This window comes from Mycobacterium marinum, assembly GCF_003391395.1.
In the GTDB taxonomy this organism is placed as follows: Bacteria; Actinomycetota; Actinomycetes; order Mycobacteriales; family Mycobacteriaceae; genus Mycobacterium; species Mycobacterium marinum.
In genome coordinates this window covers 2,139,610-2,163,632 of the sequence record NZ_CP024190.1, presented here as the reverse complement: position 1 = coordinate 2,163,632, position 24,023 = coordinate 2,139,610, and the positions used below count along the sequence as shown (strand labels likewise).

At 64.1% G+C, this 24,023-nt stretch carries 17 protein-coding genes; 8 read left to right on the top strand and 9 right to left on the bottom strand.

The window, feature by feature from the left end; genetic code table 11:
* Positions 1-117: 117 nt before the first annotated feature.
* The 5 genes from CCUG20998_RS09020 to mqo all read right to left on the bottom strand — a co-directional run bounded on the left by CCUG20998_RS09020 (position 118) and on the right by mqo (position 6,020).
* Positions 118-1,485 (bottom strand): cobyrinic acid a,c-diamide synthase CobB, encoded by a 1,368-nt coding sequence (locus CCUG20998_RS09020; protein WP_172607272.1) that lies wholly within the window; start codon positions 1,483-1,485, stop codon positions 118-120.
* Positions 1,486-1,588: 103 nt separating this feature from the next.
* Positions 1,589-2,203 carry a cob(I)yrinic acid a,c-diamide adenosyltransferase gene (gene cobO, locus CCUG20998_RS09015; protein WP_011740150.1) on the bottom strand — a complete coding sequence of 205 codons (615 nt, stop codon included), beginning with the start codon at positions 2,201-2,203 and terminating at the stop codon, positions 1,589-1,591.
* 21 nt (positions 2,204-2,224) lie between these two features.
* Positions 2,225-4,075, bottom strand: coding sequence for a magnesium chelatase subunit D family protein (locus CCUG20998_RS09010; protein ID WP_020728316.1), 1,851 nt, complete (start codon positions 4,073-4,075; stop codon positions 2,225-2,227).
* Positions 4,072-4,542: a GNAT family N-acetyltransferase gene (locus CCUG20998_RS09005; RefSeq protein ID WP_012393679.1), complete on the bottom strand. Its 471-nt coding sequence runs from the start codon at positions 4,540-4,542 to the stop codon at positions 4,072-4,074. Before CCUG20998_RS09005 ends, CCUG20998_RS09010 begins: the two co-directional genes overlap by 4 nt.
* Complete coding sequence (gene mqo / locus CCUG20998_RS09000; protein ID WP_020728315.1) at positions 4,539-6,020, bottom strand: malate dehydrogenase (quinone); 1,482 nt, start codon at positions 6,018-6,020, stop codon at positions 4,539-4,541. Before mqo ends, CCUG20998_RS09005 begins: the two co-directional genes overlap by 4 nt.
* 196 nt (positions 6,021-6,216) lie before the next feature.
* Here mqo and CCUG20998_RS08995 point away from each other — a divergent pair, with 196 nt between their 5' ends.
* Positions 6,217-7,239: an alpha/beta hydrolase gene (locus CCUG20998_RS08995; protein ID WP_020728314.1), complete on the top strand. Its 1,023-nt coding sequence runs from the start codon at positions 6,217-6,219 to the stop codon at positions 7,237-7,239.
* Here CCUG20998_RS08995 and CCUG20998_RS08990 read toward each other — a convergent pair.
* The gene (locus tag CCUG20998_RS08990) at positions 7,216-8,718 is read right to left on the bottom strand and encodes an MFS transporter (RefSeq protein ID WP_020728313.1); all 1,503 of its coding nucleotides are present in this window, start codon (positions 8,716-8,718) and stop codon (positions 7,216-7,218) included. The two genes, CCUG20998_RS08995 and CCUG20998_RS08990, sit on opposite strands and share 24 nt — an antisense overlap.
* 23 nt (positions 8,719-8,741) lie before the next feature.
* Positions 8,742-8,876: a hypothetical protein gene (locus tag CCUG20998_RS28905; protein ID WP_258035691.1), complete on the bottom strand. Its 135-nt coding sequence runs from the start codon at positions 8,874-8,876 to the stop codon at positions 8,742-8,744.
* Positions 8,877-9,906: 1,030 nt separating this feature from the next.
* On the opposite strand from CCUG20998_RS28905, the gene CCUG20998_RS08985 reads away from it, so the two are divergent.
* Positions 9,907-12,843 carry an MMPL/RND family transporter gene (locus CCUG20998_RS08985; RefSeq protein ID WP_020728310.1) on the top strand — a complete coding sequence of 979 codons (2,937 nt, stop codon included), beginning with the start codon at positions 9,907-9,909 and terminating at the stop codon, positions 12,841-12,843.
* On the opposite strand, the gene CCUG20998_RS08980 is transcribed toward CCUG20998_RS08985, so the two are convergent.
* A complete protein-coding gene (locus CCUG20998_RS08980) occupies positions 12,830-15,853 on the bottom strand; it encodes an AMP-binding protein (RefSeq protein ID WP_020728309.1) in 3,024 nt (1,007 codons plus the stop codon). The two genes, CCUG20998_RS08985 and CCUG20998_RS08980, sit on opposite strands and share 14 nt — an antisense overlap.
* Before the next feature lie 573 nt (positions 15,854-16,426).
* Here CCUG20998_RS08980 and mtr point away from each other — a divergent pair.
* On the top strand, positions 16,427-17,806 hold the full coding sequence (gene mtr / locus CCUG20998_RS08975) for a mycothione reductase (RefSeq protein WP_020728308.1): 1,380 nt from the start codon (positions 16,427-16,429) through the stop codon (positions 17,804-17,806).
* 6 nt (positions 17,807-17,812) lie between these two features.
* Here mtr and CCUG20998_RS08970 read toward each other — a convergent pair whose 3' ends face one another.
* A complete protein-coding gene (locus tag CCUG20998_RS08970) occupies positions 17,813-18,307 on the bottom strand; it encodes a Fur family transcriptional regulator (protein WP_012393671.1) in 495 nt (164 codons plus the stop codon).
* Positions 18,308-18,457: 150 nt separating this feature from the next.
* Between CCUG20998_RS08970 and nicT the strand changes: the two genes are divergently transcribed.
* The 5 genes from nicT to CCUG20998_RS08945 all read left to right on the top strand — a co-directional run bounded on the left by nicT (position 18,458) and on the right by CCUG20998_RS08945 (position 24,023).
* Entirely contained in the window at positions 18,458-19,576 is a 1,119-nt protein-coding gene (nicT, locus tag CCUG20998_RS08965; protein ID WP_012393670.1) for a Nickel transporter NicT, read from the top strand.
* Positions 19,577-19,667: 91 nt separating this feature from the next.
* A complete protein-coding gene (locus CCUG20998_RS08960) occupies positions 19,668-20,003 on the top strand; it encodes a hydrogenase maturation nickel metallochaperone HypA (protein ID WP_020724735.1) in 336 nt (111 codons plus the stop codon).
* A gap of 28 nt (positions 20,004-20,031) precedes the next feature.
* Complete coding sequence (hypB, locus tag CCUG20998_RS08955) at positions 20,032-20,799, top strand: hydrogenase nickel incorporation protein HypB (protein WP_012393668.1); 768 nt, start codon at positions 20,032-20,034, stop codon at positions 20,797-20,799.
* A 319-nt stretch (positions 20,800-21,118) separates the two neighbouring features.
* Positions 21,119-22,174 carry an NADH-quinone oxidoreductase subunit B family protein gene (locus CCUG20998_RS08950; protein ID WP_012393667.1) on the top strand — a complete coding sequence of 352 codons (1,056 nt, stop codon included), beginning with the start codon at positions 21,119-21,121 and terminating at the stop codon, positions 22,172-22,174.
* Positions 22,175-22,223: 49 nt separating this feature from the next.
* Positions 22,224-24,023: a nickel-dependent hydrogenase large subunit gene (locus CCUG20998_RS08945; protein WP_020728307.1), complete on the top strand. Its 1,800-nt coding sequence runs from the start codon at positions 22,224-22,226 to the stop codon at positions 24,021-24,023.

Sequence of the window (24,023 nt, the reverse complement as noted above, 5' to 3'; positions counted from 1 at the left end):
ATCAAATCCCGTGGTGACCGCCAGCGCGGCGGGGAGCCGGGCGCAGCGGGTCGCCACCATCAAATCCCGTGGTGACCGCCAGCGCGGCGGGGAGCCGGGCGCAGCGGGTCGCCACCATCAAATCCCGTGGCCGGCCCGGGCGGCGTGCGCGACAAAACGTGCTACCGCCTCCGGCGTGGAAGCCGGATGAGTGTGCAGGTATGACGCATGCACACCGGCATGTACAACTCCGTCCCGCACCGCTGCCGCATCGTTGCCGCGATACACCCAAGCCGGTTCGTAGCGATCGGAGAAGGTGACGGTGGTGCGGTGGAATTCGTGTCCGACAACTCGATGGCCGGCCGCATACAACGCCGAGTCCGCAACCGCGACCGCGTCGCGATATCCCAGGGTGAGGTGCGGGGTGAACCGTGCCGATCCGGCCAGCACATCGCACATCGGGTAGCCATCGAGTTCGGAGGACAAATAGATAAGGCCCGCGCATTCGGCGTGCAGGGGCGCGCCGGCGTGCGCCAGCTCTTTGATTTGGCGGCGCACCTGGTCGTTGGCGGACAGCTCCGCGGTGAACTGCTCGGGAAATCCGCCGGGTAGCAGGACGCCGGTGCTATCCACGGGCAGTGGTTCGCCGAGCGGGTCGAACTCGACCACATCGGCCCCGGCGGCCCGCAACAACTCGGCGTGCTCGGCGTACGCGAAGCTGAACGCCTTGCCGGCGGCCATCGCGATGGTGGCGTGGCCGGCCGGCGCCCCGCCAATGGCGGTCACCGGGTCCCAGGGCGCATCGCCGACACTGCTGCCGGCCGCGGCCAGCACCGCCTCCACGTCGACATGGCGGGCGATCAACGCTGTCATCGCCTCGACCGCCAGCCGGGCACGACGGCCATATTCGACGGCGGTAACCAGACCCAGATACCGCGTCGGAAGCTCCAGCTCGGCACTGCGCGGGATGGCGCCCACCACCGGCACACCGGCTTGCTCGCACGCCTGCCGCAAGACGTGCTCATGGCGGGGGCTTCCGACCCGGTTGAGAATGACCCCGGCGATGCGGGTCTTGGAGTCGAACGTAGAAAAGCCATGTAGCAGTGCGGCGATGCTGTGGCTTTGGCCGCGGGCATCGACCACCAGGATCACCGGTGTTCCCAACAGATTTGCCACGTGTGCGCTCGAACCCGTCGCCGGGCCCGCCACGGCTTGCTCGATACGCCCGTCGAAAAGGCCCATCACCCCTTCGACCACCGCGATGTCGGCACCTTGTGCGCCGTGTGCGTACAGCGGGCCGATGAGCCGCTCCCCCACCAATACCGGGTCCAAGTTGCGGCCCGGGCGTCCCGCGGCCAGGGCGTGGTAGCCGGGATCGATGAAATCCGGGCCGACCTTGAACGGGGCGACCCTGCGGCCCGCTTGTCGGAGCGCTCCGATCAGACCCGTGGCCACGGTGGTCTTTCCGCTGCCCGACGCCGGGGCGGCGATCACCACGCCGGGGATTGAGTTCACCGAGGCACCCGGTGCGAGCGTGCACGAAATGCCACTTGTAGCGGCGTGTCGCTGTGCCGACACGCACGCTCGCGGCACCGGGGCGGGGCAATGCTCACCACTCGATGCCCTTCTGCCCCTTGCGCCCCGCGTCCATCGGGTGTTTGACCTTGGTCATCTCGGTGACCAGGTCGGCGGCCGCAATCAGCTGCGCGGGGGCATCACGCCCGGTGATCACCACATGCTGGTACCCCGGCCGCGCCAGCAGTACGTCCACCACTTCCCCGACGTCCACCCAGCCCCACTTGAGTGGGTAGGTGAACTCGTCGAGCACGTAGAACTGGTGGCGCTGCGCCGCCAGTCGCCGCGCGATCTCGGCCCAGCCGTCCGCTGCTGCGGCCGCGTGGTCGTCGTCGCTGCCGACCTTGCGTGACCAGGACCACCCCGCGCCCATCTTGTGCCACTGGACGGCCGCGCCGATCCCCTGCTGGTCGTGCAACCGGCCGAGGTGTTGGAACGCCGTCTCCTCGCCCACTTTCCACTTGGCGCTCTTGACGAACTGGAATACCGCGACATCCAAGCCGACGTTCCAAGCCCGCAGCGCCATTCCGAACGCCGCGGTCGACTTGCCCTTGCCGTCACCGGTATGCACGGCCAGCACCGGGGTGTTGCGCCGCTGTCGGGTAGTTAGACCGTCGTCGGGGACCTGAGCCGGATTTCCCTGTGGCATAAACAGTTGCCTTCCGCGAGTTCAGGCCACGCTGCGGATGGCTTGCGCCAAGTAATCGGCGTGCAACTGTTCGAGCCGTACCGCCGGCGCTCCGAGATGGCGGGCGAGTTGCTGGGCCAGTCCGAGCCGCACATACGACGTCTCGCAGTCCACAACCACCGCGGTGGCGCCTTCGGCGACAAGCCGAGCGGCGGCGATTCGGCTGCGGCCCAACGGGTCCGGCCCGGCGGTGGCCCGTCCATCGGTGAGCACCACCACCAGCGGGCGGCGGGCGCGGTCGCGCACTTTCTCCCGGATCACCAGCTCGCGCGCGGCCAGCAGCCCCTCGGCCAGCGGAGTCTTGCCGCCGGTGTCGAACCGGGCCAGCCGCCGGCTGGCGATGTGCGCCGACGAGGTGGGTGGCAGCAGGATCTTGGCTTCATGCTGGCGGAACGTGATCACCGCGACCTTGTCCCGGCGCTGGTAGGCATCGCGCAGCAGCGACATGGTCGCGCCGCCGACCGCCGCCATCCGATCCCGGGCAGCCATCGATCCCGAAGCGTCCACGACGAAGATCACCAGGTTGCCCTCACGCCCCTCGCGCACCGCCCGGCGGATGTCGGCGCCCTGCGGGCGCAGCGGCCCCGATCCGGTGGCGTTTTCGGCGGCCGAGAGCAAGGTGGCGAACAGGTGCAACCCACGGGCGCCGGAATTGCTGTCACTACCGTCGGCGGCCGCTACCACGCTGCCGGAGCCGTTGCGCGCCCGCGAGCGCCGCCCGGGCGCACCTTCGCCGACCCCGGGCACAACCAGCGCGCGGGTGCGGAACACCTTGGACGGCCCGGCGCTGGGCTTGGGCGCCTGCTGGGGCCTGGAGTTCGAGTTCTGTTGTTGGGGAGGGCAATCCTGGCCCGCTGACTGGCCTCCACCCGGCGGGTCGGGCTCCGGCTCGGGCGAACCCTGCGACTCCGCTCCGGCCCGTGCCAGTGCCTCGTCGAGCTGGTCGCGGTCGATACCGTGATCGTCGAATGGGTCCCGACGACGGCGATGGGGCAATGCCAGTTCCGCGGCGACCCGCACGTCTTGTTCTTCGACGGCCGGTGCGCCGCGCCACGCCGCATGAGCGGTGGCCGTTCGGGCCAGCACCAGATCCGCTCGCATGCCATCGACGTCGAACGCCGCGCACAACGCGGCGATCCGGCGCAATTCGTGGTCGGGCAACACGACCGTGTCGACGATGTCCCGCGCCTCGGCGATGCGACGAGCCAGCTCGGCGTCGGGGCCCACATAGCGTTCACAGAAGGCGTCCGGGTCTGCTTCAAAAGCCATCCGCTGGCGAATGACTTCCACGCGGACGTCCACATCGCGGGACGCGTGCACGTCGACGGTCAGCCCGAACCGGTCCAGCAGTTGTGGACGCAGTTCGCCTTCTTCGGGATTCATCGTGCCGATCAGGACGAAACGGGCCTCGTGCGAATGTGAGATGCCGTCCCGTTCAACGTGCACCCGCCCCATCGCGGCGGCGTCGAGCAAGATGTCGACCAGATGATCGTGCAGCAAGTTCACTTCGTCGACGTAGAGCACTCCCCCGTGGGCGCGGGCCAGCAGTCCCGGCGCGAAGGCGTGTTCGCCATCGCGCAAGACGCGCTGCAGGTCCAGCGAGCCGACCACCCGGTCCTCGGTGGCTCCCAGCGGCATTTCGACCAGCCCGGGACCGGAACTGCCGGTAGCGGCGGACAGTAGCGCGGCGAGCCCGCGCACGGCTGTTGATTTCGCGGTGCCCTTCTCGCCGCGAATGAGCACGCCGCCTATCTCCGGACGAACGGCGCACAACAGCAACGCCAGTCGCATCTGGTCGTGTCCAACGATCGCGCTGAATGGATAGGCCTTCATGACTGCGCCGCGGGACCGTGCGCGGGCCGCAACATGGGCAGGTGCGGAATACCGTCGTCGATGAAATCGTCCCCGTCACGAACGAATCCGTGCCGCGCATACATTTCGGCCAGGTAGACCTGCGCGTCGATCCGGCACGGGTAGTCGCCAACCTCGGCCAGGGCTGCCCGCAGCAGCCGGGTGGAGTGCCCGTGCCCGCGGGCCTGACGTTTCGTACACAGCCGGCCAAGCCGGAACACCTTCTCGCCCCCGGCGTGTTCCTCCATCAACCGCAACGTGCAAATCACTTCGCCATCGGCGGTTTCCAGCCAGAAGTGGCGGGTCTCGGCGAGCAGATCACGGCCGTCCAGCTCCGGATAGGGGCAGGCCTGCTCGACCACGAACACCTCGACCCGCAACTTGAGCAATTCGTAAAGGGTTGGTACGTCAAGGTCTTTGGCCCAGACACGGCGCAGCGCTTCGCTCATGACGCATCCAGCTGCAGCGCCCTGCTGCTCCAGGACCGCACCTCGTCGTACAAAACCGGCTCTTCAGACAAGTTCGCCCCCAACGACGGCACCATCTCTTTGAGTGCTGGCAGCCAGGACTGGTACCGATGGGTAAAGCATCGCTGTAACACCTCAAGCATTATCGGCACCGCCGTCGAGGCCCCGGGCGACCCCCCAAGTAGTCCCGCAATACTGCCGTCGGCCTCGCCGACCACCGTGGTACCGAATTCGAGCACACCACCTTTGCGCTTGTCCCGACGGATCACCTGCACTCGCTGACCTGCCACAATCAATTCCCAGTCCGAATCCGCTGCACTGGGAACAAACTCGCGCAGCACCGCGACTCGGTCGGGCTCGGAGAGACGCAGCTGGCCGATCAGGTAGTTCAACAGTGTCACTTGAGTGACACCGACGCCAACCATGGACAGTATGTTGTTGGGCTTGATCGAACCAGGTAGGTCGCGCAAGTGGCCGCGCTTCAAGAACTTCGGCGACCATCCGGCGAACGGCCCGAACATCAGCCAGGACTTACCGTTGACATACCTCAGGTCCAGGTGCAGCGCACCCAGCGGCGGGGCCCCCGGCGCCGGAACGCCGTACACCTTGGCCCGGTGTGCCGCGGTGAGCGCCGGGTTCGCGGTACGCAAGAACCGGCCGCCGATGGGAAAGCCGGCAAAACCGTTGATTTCCTTGATGCCCGACCGCTGCAGCAACGACAGCGCGTTGCCCCCCGCACCGACAAACACGAATTTGGTTTTCAGCTTGCGCTTTTCGCCGGTGCGACGGTTGACCACGGTCAGCATCCAACCACCGTCGGGCTGTCGAACCAGATTGCGGACCTCCTGACCGAACAGGGCCACCGCGCCGTTGCGCACACAATAGCCAACGAGCTGTCGAGACAGTGCGCCGAAATCAACGTCGGTACCGTCAGCGGCCCAGTTGAGCGCAATCGGTTCGGAGAAAACACGTTTGGCGGCCATCAAAGGCAGTCGGCGAGCGAACTCGTCCGGGTCGTCGATCCACTCGGCGCCGGCGAACAACGGGTTGCCGGCCAGCGCGTCGCGACGCCGCCGCAGCTGGTCGACCCGCTCGGCACCGTGCACAAAGCTCACGTGCGGGAGTGGGTTGAGGAAGCTGCGCACGTCGTTGAGGATGCCGTTCTCCGCCGCGTACGCCCAAAACTGGCGGGTGACCTGAAATTCCTCGTTGATCCGCACCGCTTTGGAAATGTCTATGGAACCGTCGGGTCGCTGTGGCGTGTAGTTCAACTCGCACAGCGCGGAGTGCCCGGTGCCGGCATTGTTCCAGGGGCCACTGCTTTCTGCTGCGACGGCGTCCAGGCGCTCGATGAGGGTGATCGACCAGTCCGGTTCCAGTCGTCGCAGCATCGCGCCCAGCGTGGCGCTCATGATGCCCGCGCCCACCAGCACGACGTCGGTTCTGGCTGACTCTGACACCGGATCGTTGGTCCTTCGTGTTCGCGCGGTTGTGCAGGTCCTCAGGTTATCCCGCCGGGTATGGGCCCCACCCAAACCGCTGCCGTCGAGCCGGCAGACCTCGGGGCGCAAGCCGCAATTGCGACGGCGCAGACCAGCAAACGCCGCTGCCCCACCTAGTCGCCCGCGCTTCGGTGATCGCCTCTAAGCTGACCTCGTGAGCGGCTGGGTACCCGATGTACTGCCTGGCTATGAGCAGTACACGATCCCGCTCGGACCCGATCCCGTCGACGAGGGCGACATCGTCGCGACCCTGGTCCGCCGGGCGAACGCCGCGCCCTCGGCACACGCGGTTCTGGCGGTGCACGGCTTCACCGACTACTTCTTCAATACCGCTCTGGCCGACCACTTCGCCGACCGCGGCTTCGCCTTTTACGCGCTGGATCTGCAAAAGTGCGGCCGCTCGCACCGGCCTGGCCAAACCCCGCACTTCACCACCGACCTGGCGCAATACGACGTCGAACTGCAGCGCGCCTTGGCGGTCATCGGCGAGCACACCGGCTCGGCAGGTGCCGCCAAGGTCCTCGTCTACGGGCATTCGGCCGGCGGGCTCATCGTGTCGCTATGGCTGGACCGGCTGCGTCGGCGCCGGCTGGGTGCGTACGGGGGCGTCGGCGGCCTGGTGCTCAACAGCCCGTGGCTGGACCTGCAGGGCGCGGCGGTCCTGCGCCTGGGCGTGATTTCCGCCGCGATCGGCGCGGTATCGCGGGTGCGCCCCATGTGGGTGCTCCGAGCGCGAGGTGAGCCCGGCTACGGCTCCGGCCTGCACCGGGACTACCACGGCGAGTTCGACTTCAACCTGCAGTGGAAACCGCTGGGCGGCTTTCCCGTCACCGCCGGCTGGTTCAGTGCCATACGCCGCGGCCAGGCGCGGCTGCATCGGGGGCTGGACGTCGGCGTGCCCAATCTGATCCTGCGTTCGGACCACAGCGTGCCCGACAGCGCCGACCCGACCGCCGTGGAACGCGGCGACGCGGTTCTCGACGTCACACAAATCGCCCGCTGGGCCGGCTGCATCGGGAACCGCAGCACCGTCATTCCGGTGCCGGACGCCAAACACGATGTGTTCTTGTCCCTGCCACAACCTCGACTGACCGCTTATCGTCAGCTGGACCGCTGGCTGGACCACTACCTCGAGACTATCGACGCCGACCCATCAAAGCCCTTGCGCAAGGGTTGACCGCGGCGCGCGCAAGTCGGACATGAGCAAGGCGGCGCCGACGCCGAGCAGTGCGATCAACGCGGGCAACAGCAGTGACTGCGACATCGCGGCCGAGAACGGCTCACGCGCAAACTCGGGCAGCTGCAGGGCGACGCCTTCGGTTGCCGCCGCCGCGGAGGTATGCGCGTCGTCGTGGATGGCCGGGGCCTGGGCGGCAATGCGTGATGTCATCAACGCGGCCATCCCGGCGCTGCCGAGCGTGGCGCCCAACGCCCGAGCCGCGTTGTACACCCCTGAACTCGCACCGACCAGCTCTGCCGGCAGGTCACGGGTGGCGGTAACCGTCAACACAGGCCAGGCGAACACCATTCCAACGCCAAGGAAAGCGATCGGCACTGCTAACCGCCAAACCGGGGTTGCCGGGGCCATCTCGATCGAGAACCAGATCAGCGAGATGGCCACCACTGAGAAGCCGAAACCGGCCACCGCCCGCGGGTGTGCCCGATCCAGGATCTTGCCGATGAACGGGGTCAACAAGCCGACGACAATGGGCAGCGGCGCCATCAGCAGCGCCGTACGAGTCGGCGACAAGCCCCGCACCGTCTGCATATAGAACACGCCAGGCAGCATCATCGCCGCCGCCACGAACGCGATCACCGCCACACCGAAGCTGCACAGGGCGAAGTTGCGATCGCCGAAGATCCGCAGCGGGATCAGTGGCTCGCTGGTGTTCACCGATTGCCAGTAGACAAATACGGTCACAAACCCGACGCCCACGACGATCATCGCCCAGATCCATGGCGACCAGCCGGCCGCGTGGCCCTGCTGCAGCCCGAAGACAATGAGGAGCAAGCCGAGTCCGGATAGCCCCACACCGATCAGGTCGAACCGGCGCGTGTGCGTCGGCAGTGCGGGCACAAACCGCACGGCCAGCACCAATCCGACGATGCCGACGGGGACATTGACGAAAAAGATCCACTGCCACCCAAGGGTGTCGACCAGCGCGCCGCCGAGCAGCGGACCGACCAGATTGCCGAAGCCGGCGGCCGCAGCCCAAACGGTCGCCGCCGCTCCGCGACGTTCCGGCGGGAAAGCCCGGGTGACGATGGTGAACGTCTGTGTGTAGAGCAACGCGGCGCCGATGCCTTGGGCCACCCGAGCCGCTATCAATATTTCGATGGTGCCCGACACGCCACACCACAATGAGCTGACGGTGAACACCGCCAATCCGGCCAGGTAGAGGTTCTTGACGCCGAACCGGTCACCAAGTCGACCAGCGACCAGCGACGGCACCGTATAGGCCAACACGTAGCCGCTGGTCACCCAGATCACCATGTGATAGCTGGTGTTCAGCCCGGCCATGATGCTCGGGTTGGCGACGTACACGACGGTGTCGTCCACCGAGGTCATGAAGATGCCAATGGCGATCGCCCATAGCGTGTCGCGGTGGGTTTGGACGGGCGCAGCATTGCAGTGGATGCCCGGACTTGCCGGCACGGCTCGCTGCGTCTCCCCCCGCGTCATGGCGCTACTTCGACCCGGCCACCACCAGCAGCGCGGGCCGCGGTGGCCGTAACGGGCCCGGCCGGGCCAGCCCGATGCAGCACCCAGGCGGCCATCACCAGCAATGACATCGCTGCGACCCTTTCAGTCACTCGGTGAGCATCGGCGAGAACCGATGAATACCTGCGCCGCGGCTCGATCTGAAACAGCTGCGATATTCGCGCACGTCCCAACCGAATATTTCCCCGAACGGAAGCCAACGTCGATGATGCGCCGGCAAGTCCAGCCCGTGACTCTACCCCCCAGAAAGACGCTGCTATGCAAATCGGACAAATTGACAACAACTTGCCGACCGCCGCTCGAAAGCAACCACTGTGTGAGTCACCAGCAAACTCAACAATTGTTGACAGATATCGACATCCAACCTCGCCATCAAGCGTAGAATCGAACATGCTCAGCGAGCCGATTCTCGTCCGGCAATACCGAGGATAGTGCCCCAATACTAGAATCAAATTCAAGAACGTAATTCGAGAATATAATTCAAGAATCTAATTCGAGGATCCCGGGCAGGGCGTCACTTCCGATTGCAAACCAGCTTGGTTCGAGCCCGCGTTTATTCAGCTTCTGGCGTGCATAAATGGGATCATCCTTCGATGACGAACCCCGGCAGGACGGCCCGACCAGGAGGAGTAGCGGTCAGCGCTTCATGGGTCGCAACCTCCGCCGCAGAATCGCTGCCCGAAATCGGTTTCCGGCGCCCACCACCGCCCGACACATCATGCCATCAAGCTGCGGTAAGTCGGGCCGTACATCAGGCCTTCGGAGGGTGGAGCTGCGCGTCGTCGCACGGATTTCGGCCAGCACTAGCGCGACATCGTTGAATGCCCTGCCCCGTCATGAAAGCTGCACTCACCTGGCCCGGTCCGGGGCGAAAAATAGCTGTCGACCAACATTGCCAGCACCCGCTTCCCGCCGCGACTTTCACAAAATACTGACAACCCGCTCGGCCACGAAGTACGCTGCACCAACGGTTCGTAGCACGACGGATGGGGCGGCGTTGACGACAAACATCGCGACGAAGGAATCCGACATCGACTGTCGATTCACATCAGGCAATAAGAGATGGGCGACAGGGGGTACTCATCGCACCATCTTTGACACAATCGATCTAGCGAAGCACGCGTGAGTGGCAAATACCTCAACAACACAGATATAGAACCATCAATTCTGGCAAGGTCGATCTACAAATTCGCGGTTCCCATCGCCCTGTTTTGGCTAGCCGTCTGCGCGATCATCGCAGCCTTCGTGCCTTCACTGGAATCGGTTGGAGAAAACCGTTCGGTGTCATTGACTCCCCGCGACGCGCCGGCGATGCAGGCTATACACCGGATCGGGGCGGTGTTCAAGGAATCGGATTCCGACAGCATCGTGACAATTGTTCTGGAAGGCGACCAGCCCCTCGGCACCGAAGCCCACAAGTACTACGACGATCTGGTCCGTAGGTTGCGTGGCGATACCAGGCACGTGCAGCACGTCCAGGATTTCTGGGGGGATCCGCTTACCGCTTCCGGGTCGCAGAGTGCCGATGACAAGGCCGCTTATGTCCAGCTGAATCTGGCCGGCAACCAGGGTGAGCCGCTGGGCAACGAATCCGTCGAAGCTGTCCGCAGCATCGTTGACGGCGCCAAGCCGCCGCCCGGGATCGCGGTCTACGTCACCGGGACAGCGGCACTGGTGGCTGACATGCAGCACAGTGGCGACAGGTCTTTGGCGAGAATCACCGTCACGACCGCCGCGGTCATATTCATCATGTTGCTCTTGGTGTACCGTTCGCCGCTCACGGTGGTCCTGCTATTGCTCACCGTCGGAGCCGAATTCACGGTGGCCCGTGGAGTAGTCGCGCTACTCGGGCAGGTCGGGGCCATTGCGCTTTCCACCTTCGCCGTGAGCCTGCTGACTTCGCTGGCGATTGCCGCCGGCACCGACTACGGGATCTTCATCATCGGGCGCTATCAGGAAGCCCGCCAGGCCGGCGAAGACCGCGAGACGGCGTTCTACACGATGTACCGGGGGGTCGCCCACGTCATCGCGGGCTCGGGGCTGACGATCGCGGGGGCGACGTCTTGCCTCAGCCTGGCCCGGCTGCCCTACTTTCGAACGCTAGGTATCCCCTGCGCGGTCGGGATGCTGCTAGCGGTGGTGGTCGCCCTGACGTTAGGACCGGCGGTGCTTGCCATCGGCAGCCGTTTCGGGGTATTCGACCCCAAACGCATGATCAAGATTCGCGGCTGGCGACGGATCGGCACCGTCGTGGTTCGCTGGCCGGGGCCCGTTCTGGCTGCCACGATCGCAATCGCGCTGATCGGTCTGCTCGCTCTGCCCGCGTACACGACCAGCTACAACAACCGGGACTACACCCCGGGCTTCACCCCAGCCAACCAGGGATTCGCCGCCGCGGATCGACATTTCTCTCAGTCGCGGATGAAGCCCGAGGCGTTGCTGATCGAGTCGGATCACGATCTGCGGAATCCAGCCGACTTTCTGGTCTTGGACAAGGTCGCAAAGGAAATCTTCCGGATTCCCGGGATTTCCCGTGTCCAGGGGATAACCCGGCCCGAAGGAAAGCCGATGGATCACACGTCGATCCCGTTTCAGATCAGCATGCAAAACGCCAGTCAGATGCAAAATCTCAACTATCAACGTGACCGAATGGACGACCTACTCAGACAGGCGGATGCGATCGGCAAGTCCATCACCGTGATGAAACGCATGTATGACTTGATGATGCAAATGTCGGACACGATGCATCAGACGGTCATCGACACCGGCCAGATAAAGGATGTCACCGATGAGTTGCGCGATCATATTGCGGACTTCGATGATTTCTGGCGACCGATCCGGAGCTATTTCTACTGGGATAAGCACTGCAACGGAGTCCCGATGTGCTGGTCGCTGCGATCGATATTCGACGCGCTCGACGGCGTCGACAAGATCAGCGACGAACTAACCGACCTGCTGGGCGACGTGAAAACCATGGACCGGCTCATGCCGCTGACGGCCGCCCAGATCCCACCGCAGATCGAAGCCCTGGAGACGGTACGGGACATCGTCCTGACCATGCATAGCACCATGATCGGGATCTACGACCAGATGGACGAGCTGAGCGCAAACTCGACGGCCATGGGGAAAGCGTTCGACACCGCGAACAACGACGACTCGTTCTATCTCCCCCCCGAGGTGTTCACCAACGCGAACTTCAAACGCATAATGAAACTATTTCTATCCCCCGACGGGCATGCGGCTCGGTTTATTATTTTGCACCGTGGAGACCCCGACAGGCCTGAAGGAATTGCCCGCATCGACCTGATACGCACCGCTGCCGAGGAGTCGCTGAAGGGCTCGCCATTAGAAGACTCCAGGATTTATCTGACCGGAACCGGGGCCGTATCCAAGGACCTCTCCGAAGGCGCTAAATGGGATCTTCTGATCGCGGGAATCGCTTCCCTGTGCCTCATTTTCATCATCATGCTCATCCTCACCCGAGCCCTTATCGCCGCCACCGTCATCGTCGGCACGGTGGCGCTGTCATTGGGCGCTTCCTTTGGCCTATCCGTATTGGTCTGGCAACACATTTTCGGCATCAAATTGCACTGGCTGGTGCTTCCGATGTCGGTGATTGTGCTGTTGGCGGTGGGATCCGACTACAACCTGCTTCTGGTCTCCAGGTTCAAGCAGGAGATCGGCGCCGGCCTCAATACCGGCATCATCCGTGCGATCGGCGGTACCGGCAAGGTGGTGACGAATGCGGGACTGGTGTTCGCCATCACCATGGCCTCGATGATCGTCAGCGATCTGCGGATCATCGGCCAAGTCGGCACCACCATCAGTCTGGGCCTGCTGTTCGACACCCTGATCGTGCGCGCATTCATGACGCCGTCCATCGCCGCCCTACTCGGGCGCTGGTTCTGGTGGCCGCTGCAGGTGCGAACCCGGCCAACCAGGCCCACCGCAGTCAAACCCCGCCTGCCTGATCCCCCGGATCATTTGCCATCGCTTGGCGCACGTCACCCAACCCGGCGGCTGCGCGCCTTGTCGACTGAGACCCTCAGCCCCGGCTGATCCACTCCTCGAGGATCTGCGCTGCGGGTTTCGCCCCTTCGACGAGCAGCGAAACGTGGTCCACCGCGACCGTGCGCACGGTATTCGATGGCGACCAAGGCTCGGTGGCGGGATACGTAATATCACCCGCGCCATAAGGCATCACCCACGGCCGGGTGCATTGCACGAATAGCACATCGGATTCAAGAGGCCCATCGTACATATTGGGAAGCAGATCCGACCAGCTGACTACGGCAGTTAGCCTGGTGGCATGAAATAGATCCTGTCCGCCACTTTCCCCGTACACGTCATAAAGTATTTCTCTGGTGAGAAGTTCAGTTAGTTCGGGATCGGATTCCTTGTGACTATCGAGCAAAGCCACACCGGCGAGATTGCGATTTCTGACATCCTCAAAATGTTTGCCGAGAGCATAGGCGAACTTTCCACCCGATGATTGCCCCGCGAGGACGAAAGGCTCATCACCGACCAGTTCGACGACGATCCGAGCGAGGCACTCAACCGCGGCTTCCGGGGAGTCGGGCAGTGGCTCACCGCGGGCGAAACCGGGCAAGGGTATGGCCGAGACGGCTCGCACTCCCCTGAATTCTGACGCAATTGTTGCATAGTTATGCACTCCGCTGCTGAAGACCGACGTGCACAGGAAGATCAGATGGGGAGCCTTGGGCCCGCTGGTGAAGGTCGTCGGAACGGCGGTCGGCCAGGTCCGGGCGCCGGACTCGGATTGAACCGCCAGTCGTAGCTGAGACGCCGAACGCAGCAAGTGCATTCCCTCGCTGATCCGCCCTGTGGTGATCGCCCCCTTGAGGAGCGCTTCGAACGAATCCCTGGTTGATGCGTCGTCCCCATCCCCAGCCGGACCGCACCGGGCCGGGTTGGGGTGCTGCAGCAAAGCTTGCGGCGGGTGGTGTTCGCAACCCGCCACCTCAGCGTCCCTCAACATGTGAGCCAGGCCTCGAACGGTCGGGTGGTTGAAGACGTCCACCGGAGGCACATCCCGGTCGAACGCCTGGCTCAGGCGCGAAGCCAGCTTCACGAACCCGACCGAGTCCAGGCCCTGCTCACTGAGGGGTTGGTCGATGTCGACCCGGGCAGCCCGAATTCCGAAGACCGCGGCCACCTGGTCGCGCACCGACGCCAGTAGCGGGTCGCCCGGAGCTGCCGGCCAGGCTCCGGCCGATGTGACCACTGGGCCGGCCGTCCCCAGTTCGTCGTCGGGCACGTCCGGCGGCCCCGCGTCCTCGAGGCGTGCCACCAGCAGCGCCTCGGCTTCCAGGGTGCCGTCCAGCAGGCGGGTGCGGCATCTGGCACGCTGCACTTTCCCGCTGGTCGTCTTGCTCACGCTGCCGGGCGGCGCGACCACCACCGCCGAGCAGCGCAACTGGTGGTTCTTCAAGACAACTGCCTGCACCTCATCGGCCACCCCCGACAACATCTCGGTGGCGATATCGGCTTTCACCTCGACGAGCACCGCAAGCCCCTCGACCTCGCCGGCATCGCCGGCATCGACTGCGAAGGCTGCGATCCCGCCCGGCCTGATGGCTGGGTGACAGTCACGCAGGCTCTCCTCGATGTCTTGGGGATGGATGTTGCGCCCGGCCAGGATGAGCAGGTCTTTGAGGCGACCGCACACATACAGCTCGCCGTCATGCAGGAGTCCCAGGTCACCGGTTCGCAGGTAGCTGCGGCTGTCGTCAGACCCGGCGAGACGGGCGCCGAAGGTGTCGCGGCTCTTGTCCGGCAATCCCCAGTAGCCCGCCGCCTTACTCGGAGAATCCACCCAGATTTCGCCGACCTGCCCGTCGGCCAGCGGCACGTGGAGTTCGGGGTCCACGATGCGCACGTCGACGTCGTCGGCCACCTGGCCGCAACCAATCAGCACCTGGCTACCGGGACCATCGGCAGGAACCGCCAGCCGCTGCGTTTCCAGCTGATGGCGGTCGACACTGAGCGTCGAACGCCCGAACATCGTGACAGCGACGGTGTGCTCGGCCAGGCCATAGGAGGGGCAGAATGCATCGCGACGCAGCCCGGTTCCGCTGAAGGCATCCAGGAAACGGCTGGTGGTGTCCTCGCGTACCGGTTCGGCCGCGCTCATGACCACCTGCAGCGAACTCAGATCCCATGCCGCACGTTGCTCGGCGGTGGTCTTACGCACCGCCAGTTCGTAGGCAAAGTTGGGGGCGGCGGTGTGGGTGGCACGCACCCGATCCATGACGTCGAACCACAGCGCGGGCCGTTGCAGGAAGGTCAACGGCGACATCAGGGTGACCTCGCCACTGCCCGCCAAACCGCTCAGGATCACGCTGATGAGTCCGAAGTCGTGATACGGCGGGAGCCAGAAGACGCCCCGGGCATCCAGTCCGAGCCCTAGCAACCGACGGTTGAAATCGACCTGATGCGCCAGGTTGCCATGGGTGATGACGACACCCTTGGGGTCTGAGGTGGAGCCCGAGGTGTATTGCAGCAAAGCGGGGGCGTCAGGGCTCGGGGACCAGCCGCGGCCCGGCGCGCCGGGGGTGCCCGGTCCGCGCATTCGGCGGCCGCCGATACCCCGCGAGGTGATGTGCCAGGGCAGATCCCCAGGCCAGCCAACCGTGCTTCCGGTCACGATGGACCTGGCTGTTCCGAGCCAGCGAGCGTTCGCATACCGCCGACTCGTCAGCACCGCTTTCGCACCGCTGCTGGCCACCACCCGCTGCATCCGGTCGACGGTCTTCTGAGGGTTGATCGGGTCCGGCGGGTAGATCGGGACGGGAACAACCCCCGCTGCGAGGCATCCGATCAGGCCGCGCACGAAGTCCAGACCGGATGGATATGCAAGGATCGCCCGGTCCCCCGGCTCCAGTCCGCAGTGGTGCCGCAGAAACTCGGCCACCTCGCCCATGTCGCTCACCACATCAGCACGGCTCATCGATTCGGCGACTCGCCCTTTTTCGTTGACGAACGAGATGGCGGTGTTGGCGGGTATGCACGCCGCGAGTTCCCTAAACCGGTCTAGAAGTAACGACATAGCTGTGGCCTCAGTAGTTGTACATGAAATCATTCGGACATCAATCAGTGGCGCAAATGCGATGGCCGCTCCACTGCGTTGAACGGTAACAGTTCGCCGATCGCCTCGGCGGCCAAACCAAGATTCTCGGTACCGCGACTTGGGAGCACCCTCGAGGGGCCTGTTTGACGCCGGGATGCCCGTCGGTATCAAGCGGAAGAAGAGATGGTGGTGCCAATTATATTGTCGATAGAACCTGAATCTACATTTACATATTTCTCGCAAACTCGAACACGCTCGAATGGCCCATTTCCGAGGAAGTGGCCGACGACGCAACCCCCGGGCAAAGGCGCGCATGCGCCCCCTCGAGTCGAGCCGAGATCCCGCTGCATCATCTCGACAAGCATTGCGTGCCTTGAGGATCGGTCCTTGGCGCGCGTGGATCCGCGGGGCGGGCGATGCCACCCACCAGCTCATCGACGAGTGCGCCCAACACGACGTCTTCTTTCCGACCGGACAGCCGGGCCAGATAGCCTATCGCCAACTAGACACCGACGTCTCGGCATCGTCCGGGGAAAGGGTAAACGGCCCAGAATGGAAACCTACGACCTCGCGATCATCGGAACGGGCTCGGGCAATAGCATTCTCGACGAGCGCTATGCCGGAAAGCGAGCAGCGATCTGCGAGCAAGGCACCTTCGGCGGCACCTGCCTCAACGTCGGGTGCCTGCCAACAAAGATGTTCGTCTACGCCGCCGAGGTGGCCCAGACCATTCGGGGCGCGTCGCGCTACGGCGTCGACGCGCACATCGACCGGGTGCGCTGGGACGACATTGTCTCGCGGGTCTTCGGCCGTATCGATCCAATCGCGCACAGCGGCGAGGACTACCGACGCTCGGCACCCAACATCGATGTATACGGCTCCCATACCCGGTTCGGGCCGACCCAGGCTGACGGACGCTACCTGTTGCGGACTGCGGCCGGCGATGAGTTCACCGCTGACCAGGTGGTGATCGCGGCCGGGTCACGGCCGGTGGTTCCCCAGGCCATCGCCGAATCCGGCCTGAAGTATCACACCAGCGACACCGTCATGCGTATCGCCGAGTTGCCCGAACACGTCGTGATCGTTGGAAGTGGTTTTGTGGCTGCCGAATTCGCGCATGTGTTCTCCACGCTAGGCGCACGAGTCACCTTGGTGATCCGGGGCAGCTGTCTGCTACGCCATTGCGACGACACCATCTGTGAGCGGTTTACCCGCATCGCGTCGACCAAGTGGGAACTACGCACGCACCGCAACATCGTGGGCGGGGAAAACCGTGGCTCGGGCGTCGTGCTGCAGCTCGACGACGGCTCAACCATCGACGCCGACCTGCTCCTGGTGGCGACCGGGCGGGTTTCCAACGCCGATCTGATCGATGCCGAGCAAGCCGGCGTCGCGGTCGCCGACGGCCGAGTAGTGGTCGACCAGTACCAACGGACTTCCGCGCGTGGGGTTTTCGCGCTCGGAGACGTGTCCTCGCCGTACCAGCTCAAGCACGTAGCCAACCATGAAGCCCGCGTTGTGCAGCAGAATCTGCTTTGCGACTGGGACGACACCGAGTCGATGGCCGTCACCGACCACCGGTTTGTCCCCGCTGCGGTGTTCACCAGCCCGCAACTGGCTGGGGTCGGGTTGACCGAAAATGAAGCCGTGGCAAAGGGCCTCGATATCACCGTTGCGATACAGGAGTACGCCGACGTCGGGTACGGCTGGGCGATGGAGGACACGACCGGGTTCGTGAAGCTCGTGGGCGACCGCGCCACCGGTCGGCTCTTGGGCGCCCACATCATGGGCTATCACGCATCGACGGTGATCCAACCGTTGATTCAGGCGATGAGTTTCGGGCTGACCGCGGCCGAGATGGCCCGCGGCCAGTACTGGATTCATCCCGCGCTGCCCGAGGTGATCGAAAACGCCCTGTTGAATCTGCGCTGACCTCGACTAGCGGTCTGCCTGTTCCGGCTTGTCCGCCACGCTGTCTTGACACGCCGGACACAACCCGCGCAGCGTCAGTCCGGCGCGCTCCGAGAGCGCGAAAGAACTGCCCGCCATCGCCTGCTCCAGCGCCGAGCTCAGCTGTCGTGCGGGTACTTCGATGATCGCCGCGCATTTGGTGCATACCGCGTGGTGGTGGGCGGCGGTGGCCAGTCCGTAGGTGGTGACGCCCCCATCGAGGGTCAGCGCGTGCAGCACCCCCTGCTGCACCAGAGTGGTGACGGTGCGATAAATGGTTGCCAGGTCCGGCGGCTGTGCACCGGCGGGAAGCCGCGCGGCCAGCCGTTGATGGATCTCGGCCACCGACAGGTGCCCGTTGACCGGTTCGAGCACCGCCAACACCTGGATGCGCGACGCCATCCGCCGCAACCCGCGAGCGCGCAGCAACTCTCCGATGCGTTCGGTGACGGCCGGGTCCAGCCCCGGCGGCGTTGTCGTCACCTATTCAGTGTCGCGCCCATCCCCCGGGAATGCCAGTGATGGAACCCGGCGGTGCCGCCGCGGCGGCGTTCTTGCAATTGACTTGCATCCAGCTCGGGGACGAACCTACAGTCTGATTGTTGCGTCGTGCCCAGTGCCGGAAGGACCGACATGGCCAGCAATGACCTCGTCTCACGCTCTTCGTGGTGGTCCAGGCTGCACAGCACCCTGACGCCGCCGGAATGGTGGCGCCTGGGCGCGATGTTCGCCTTCATCGCCGCGCTGCATGTCGTCGGCTGGGGCACGCTGGTTTTCTTGGTGGAGCCGGCGCAGCTTGCCGTGGGCAGCAGGGCCTTCGGTATCGGGATCGGAGTGACCGCCTACACGCTGGGCATGCGACATGCCTTCGATGCCGACCACATTGCCGCGATCGACAACACAACCCGCAAGCTGATGAACGACGGCCAGCGTCCGTTGGCCACCGGATTCTTCTTCTCCCTGGGCCACTCCACCGTGGTTTTCGGCCTAGCGGTCCTGCTGGCAACCGGGATCAAGACCATCATCGGCCCGGTCCGAGAGGACTCCTCGAGGCTGCACCACTACACGGGCCTGATCGGCACCAGCGTCTCCGGGCTGTTCCTATATCTGATCGCCATCCTCAACGTCATCATTCTGGCCGGCATCCTGCGCGTTTTCTTCCGGTTGCGGCGCGGCGAGTTCAGCGAGGCCGAACTCGAGGAGCAGCTGAACAACCGAGGACTGATCAACCGGCTGCTGGGCCGGTTCACCAACTCGATCACCAAGTCCTGGCACATGTATCCGGTGGGATTGCTGTTCGGACTCGGGTTCGACACCGCTACCGAAATCGCGCTGCTGGTGCTCGCCGGCACCAGCGCGGCGGCCGGATTGCCCTGGTACGCGATCCTGTGTTTGCCGGTGCTGTTCACCGCGGGCATGTGCCTGCTGGACACCATCGACGGTTCGTTCATGAACTTCGCCTATGGCTGGGCGTTCTCCAACCCGGTGCGCAAGATCTACTACAACATCACCATCACCGCACTGTCGGTGGCAGTGGCGCTGCTGATCGGAAGCGTCGAGTTGCTTGGCCTCTTCGCCGACGAATTCGGCTGGCGGGGTGCATTCTGGGATTGGATCGCCGGTCTGAACCTGAACCTGGTCGGTTTCCTGGTCGTCGGCATGTTTGTGGTCACCTGGGCCGCCGCCATGCTGGTCTGGCGCTTCGGCCGCATCGAAGAGAAGTGGACCGCCGCGGCAAATAGCGCGACCTGACCCGAGCCGCACCCCACCGCTGTGTCCCGGGCTGATGGCCCCGGTGCGGATCCACGGTGTAGAACAGGCACATGAGCTCCGTTTGCCGCCCATGCATGAACTAGCCCTGTGTGAGGCGATCGCCAACGTGGTCAAGACGCATGCCGACGGTCGCCACGTCGAGGTGGTCCGGGTGCGTGTCGGTGCGCTGAGGCAGGTGGTCCCGGAGTCTTTGTCGTTCTGCTGGACCCTGGTGCGCGACTCGGAGAACATGCCCGACGCCGAGTTGGAACTCGAGTGCGTCACCGCCGAGGTCCGCTGTCGCGCCTGTGGCCAGCAGTCGGAGATCACCTCGGCGTGGTCGATCTGGTGTCCGCAGTGTGACAGTTCCGATGTAGAGGTGCTACACGGCAACGAGTTCCTGGTGACATCGCTGGATGTCTCGTGAAAGGTAGTCAAGATGAACGGTTTCCAGCATGGGTAGATTTCACCGTCACGACGACGGCACGGTGCACACCCACGAGCACGAACATCACCAGCACGGCGATCACACCGGCTATCAGACGGGACCGGCGCGAATCGAAGTGTTGGAAGAAATCTTCGCCGAAAACGACGTGCGCGCCGATCTCAACCGGAGGGCTTTCGAGACCAACGGGATCCGCGCGCTCAACCTGATGAGCTCCCCCGGGTCGGGTAAGACGACAGTGCTGCAAGCCACCCTCGACCAGCTCGCCAGCGAGTTCGCCATCGGGGTGATCGAAGGCGACATCGCCACCGATCTGGACGCCGCCAAACTCAGTGGTCGCGGCGCACAGGTATCGCTGCTGAACACCAGCAACGGATTTGGCGGGGAATGCCACCTCGACGCGCCAATGGTCAACCGGGCCCTACCGGGTCTGGACCTGCCGAACCTGGACCTGGTGATCGTCGAGAACGTCGGCAATCTGGTCTGTCCGGCGGAGTTCGATGTCGGCGAGCATGCCAAGGCCATGGTCTACTCGGTGACCGAAGGCGAGGACAAGCCGCTGAAGTACCCGGTGATGTTCCGCTGTGTGGATGTGGTGCTGCTGAACAAGATCGACCTGGTGCCCTATCTGGACGCTGACGTCGACACATACGTCGCGCACATCCGAGAGGTCAACGCGCACGCAACAATCCTGCCGGTGAGTGCACGCACCGGGGCCGGCATGACCGCCTGGTTCGACTGGTTGCGCCGATTCGCGCAAGGCCTACCGCCGGAATAGACCTCTTTACGCATGCAATTGGCGGCGCGCATTAATTCAGCTGCAAATGATTTGCAGAAAGCCCAACAATGGTCCGCCGAGCCGCTCGCCGGGGCCCATCGGGTGGGCCAGAAGTCATGAATACTGTTCTGCTCAAAGCGGATTCGGCACAAACGATGGGCCATGCAATGGCTTTCTTGCCACATTGCTTGGTGTTCTAACTGCGAACCATTGACAAGGCTCGGCAACCGGGGTAGACCCAAAAACAACGCTGCGCAAGTGGGCCGAAGGTCGACTCCGGCAGCGTGAGGGGCTTCAGCCCGCCCCGGAAAGCTGCAGCATGCCAACAGAAGCAGCAGTCAAAGCAGAAGAAACCTTGATCCATGTTCTGTGGATCAATGCAGGTCTTAGTTGTGACGGCGATTCGGTGGCGTTGACTGCCGCCACCCAGCCCAGCGTCGAGGAAATCGCATTAGGCGCACTTCCGGGCCTGCCTCAGGTCGCTGTCCACTGGCCATTGATCGATTTTGAATGTGGGCCCAGCGGGGGCGCGGACGACTTTCTCGCGTGGTTCTTCAAGGCTGAACGCGGTGAATTGGAGCCCTTCGTGCTCGTCGTGGAAGGGTCGATTCCCAACGAGAAGATCAAGAACGAGGGCTACTGGTGCGGGTTCGGCAACGACCCGGCGACCGGTCAGCCGATGACCACCAGCGAATGGCTGGATCGGCTAACGCCCAAAGCCACCGCTGTCGTCGCCGTGGGAACATGCGCCACCTACGGCGGTATCCACGCGATGGCCGGCAATCCGACCGGGGCGATGGGGGTGCCCGACTACCTGGGCTGGGACTGGAAGAGCAAGGCCGGCATCCCGATCGTCTGCGTTCCCGGCTGCCCGATTCACCCGGACAACCTGTCGGAGACCCTGACGTATCTGCTCTACATGGCCACCGGGCAGGCACCGATGATTCCGCTCGACGACGCGCTGCGCCCCAAGTGGTTGTTCGGCAACACCGTGCACGAGGGCTGCGACCGGGCCGGTTACTACGAGCAGGGAGACTTCGCCACCGAATACGGTTCACCGAAATGCATTGTCAAACTGGGCTGTTGGGGTCCCGTTGTGAAGTGCAACGTGCCCAAGCGCGGCTGGATCAACGGCATCGGGGGTTGCCCGAACGTCGGCGGCATTTGCATCGGTTGCACGATGCCGGGATTCCCGGACAAGTTCATGCCGTTCATGGACGAGCCGCCGGGCGGCAAGTTGTCCAGCACCGCGTCGGGTCTGTACGGAACGGTGATCCGCAGTCTGCGCAATATCACCGAACGCACCGTCGACAAGGAACCGCGCTGGCGCCACAAGGGCACCCAACTCACCACTGGAGCCCGCCGCACCTGGTAGTTCGACGAACCGACCGGCACTCCATCTTGTTCTAGACAGAGAGACTCCGATGACAACTATCGTCCCCGAGCCCACCACTGCCAAGCGCGAACCCGGCCAGCTCGTCGAAATGGCGTGGGATCCGATCACCCGAATCGTGGGCAGCCTCGGCATCTACACCAAGATCGATTTCGAAAACCGCGAAGTCGTCGAGTGCCACAGCACTTCGTCTATTTTCCGCGGCTACTCCATCTTCATGAAAGGCAAGGATCCCCGCGACGCCCACTTCATCACCAGCCGCATCTGCGGCATCTGCGGTGACAACCACGCCACCTGTTCGTGCTACGCGCAGAACATGGCCTACGGAGTCCGGCCGCCGCACCTGGGTGAATGGATCGTCAACCTCGGTGAGGCCGCCGAGTACATGTTCGACCACAACATCTTCCAAGAGAACCTGGTCGGCGTGGACTTCTGCGAAAAGATGGTCTCCGAAACCAACCCCGGAGTGCTCGCCAAAGCGGAAAAGACCGAAGCGCCACATGCCGACGCGCACGGATACAAGACCATCGCCGACATCATGCGCTCGCTCAACCCGTTCAGCGGCGAGTTCTATCGCGAAGCCCTGCAAGTCAGTCGCTGGACCCGAGAGATGTTTTGTCTGATGGAAGGTCGCCACGTGCACCCCTCCACGCTGTACCCGGGTGGGGTCGGCACGGTCGCGACCATCCAGTTGATGACCGACTACATGACGCGTCTGATGCGCTACGTGGAGTTCATGAAGAAGGTCGTCCCGCTACACGACGATCTGTTCGACTTCTTCTACGACGCCCTGCCCGGCTACGAGAAGGTGGGCCTGCGCCGCACCCTGCTCGGCTGCTGGGGCTCCTTCCAGGATCCCGAGGTGTGCAACTTCGAATACAAGGACATGGAACGCTGGGGTAACGCCATGTTTGTAACCCCGGGTGTTGTGGTCGACGGCAAGCTGGTCACCCACTCGCTGGTGGACATCAACCTGGGTATCCGGATCCTTTTGGGCAGTTCGTATTACGACGACTGGACCGACCAGGAGATGTTTGTCAAGACCGATCCCCTAGGCAACAAGGTGGATCGACGCCACCCGTGGAACCAGCACACCAACCCGCATCCCCAGAAGCGGGAAATGGATGGCGGCAAGTACAGCTGGGTGATGTCGCCGCGCTGGTTTGACGGCAAGGATCACCTGGCCCTGGACACCGGTGGCGGTCCGCTGGCCCGGCTGTGGGCGACGGCCCTGGCCGGCCTGGTCGACATCGGCTACGTCAAGGCCACCGGCAACAGCGTCAAGATCAACCTGCCCAAGACCGCGCTGAAGGGCCCGGTCGAGTTTGAGTGGAAGGTACCCAAGCACGGCAGCAACACCATCGAGCGCGACCGCGCCCGCACCTACTTCCAGGCCTACGCCGCGGCGTGCGCCCTGCACTTCGCCGAGAAAGCACTCGCCGAGATCCGGGCCGGGCGCACCAAGACCTGGGAGAAATTCGAGGTGCCCGACGAGGGCATCGGATGCGGGTTCACCGAGGCCGTGCGTGGGGTGCTGAGCCACCATCTGGTGATTCGCGACGGCAAGATCGCCAACTACCACCCGTATCCGCCCACCCCGTGGAATGCCAACCCGCGCGACAGCTTTGGCACCCCAGGCCCCTACGAAGATGCCGTGCAGGGCCAGCCGATCTTCGAAGAGAACGACCGGGAAAACTTCAAGGGCATCGATGTCATGCGCACCGTGCGTAGCTTCGACCCGTGCCTGCCTTGCGGGGTGCACATGTATCTGGGAAAGGGCAAAACCCTGGAGAGACTGCACACACCAACACAGTCACCCGTCGGGGAGTGA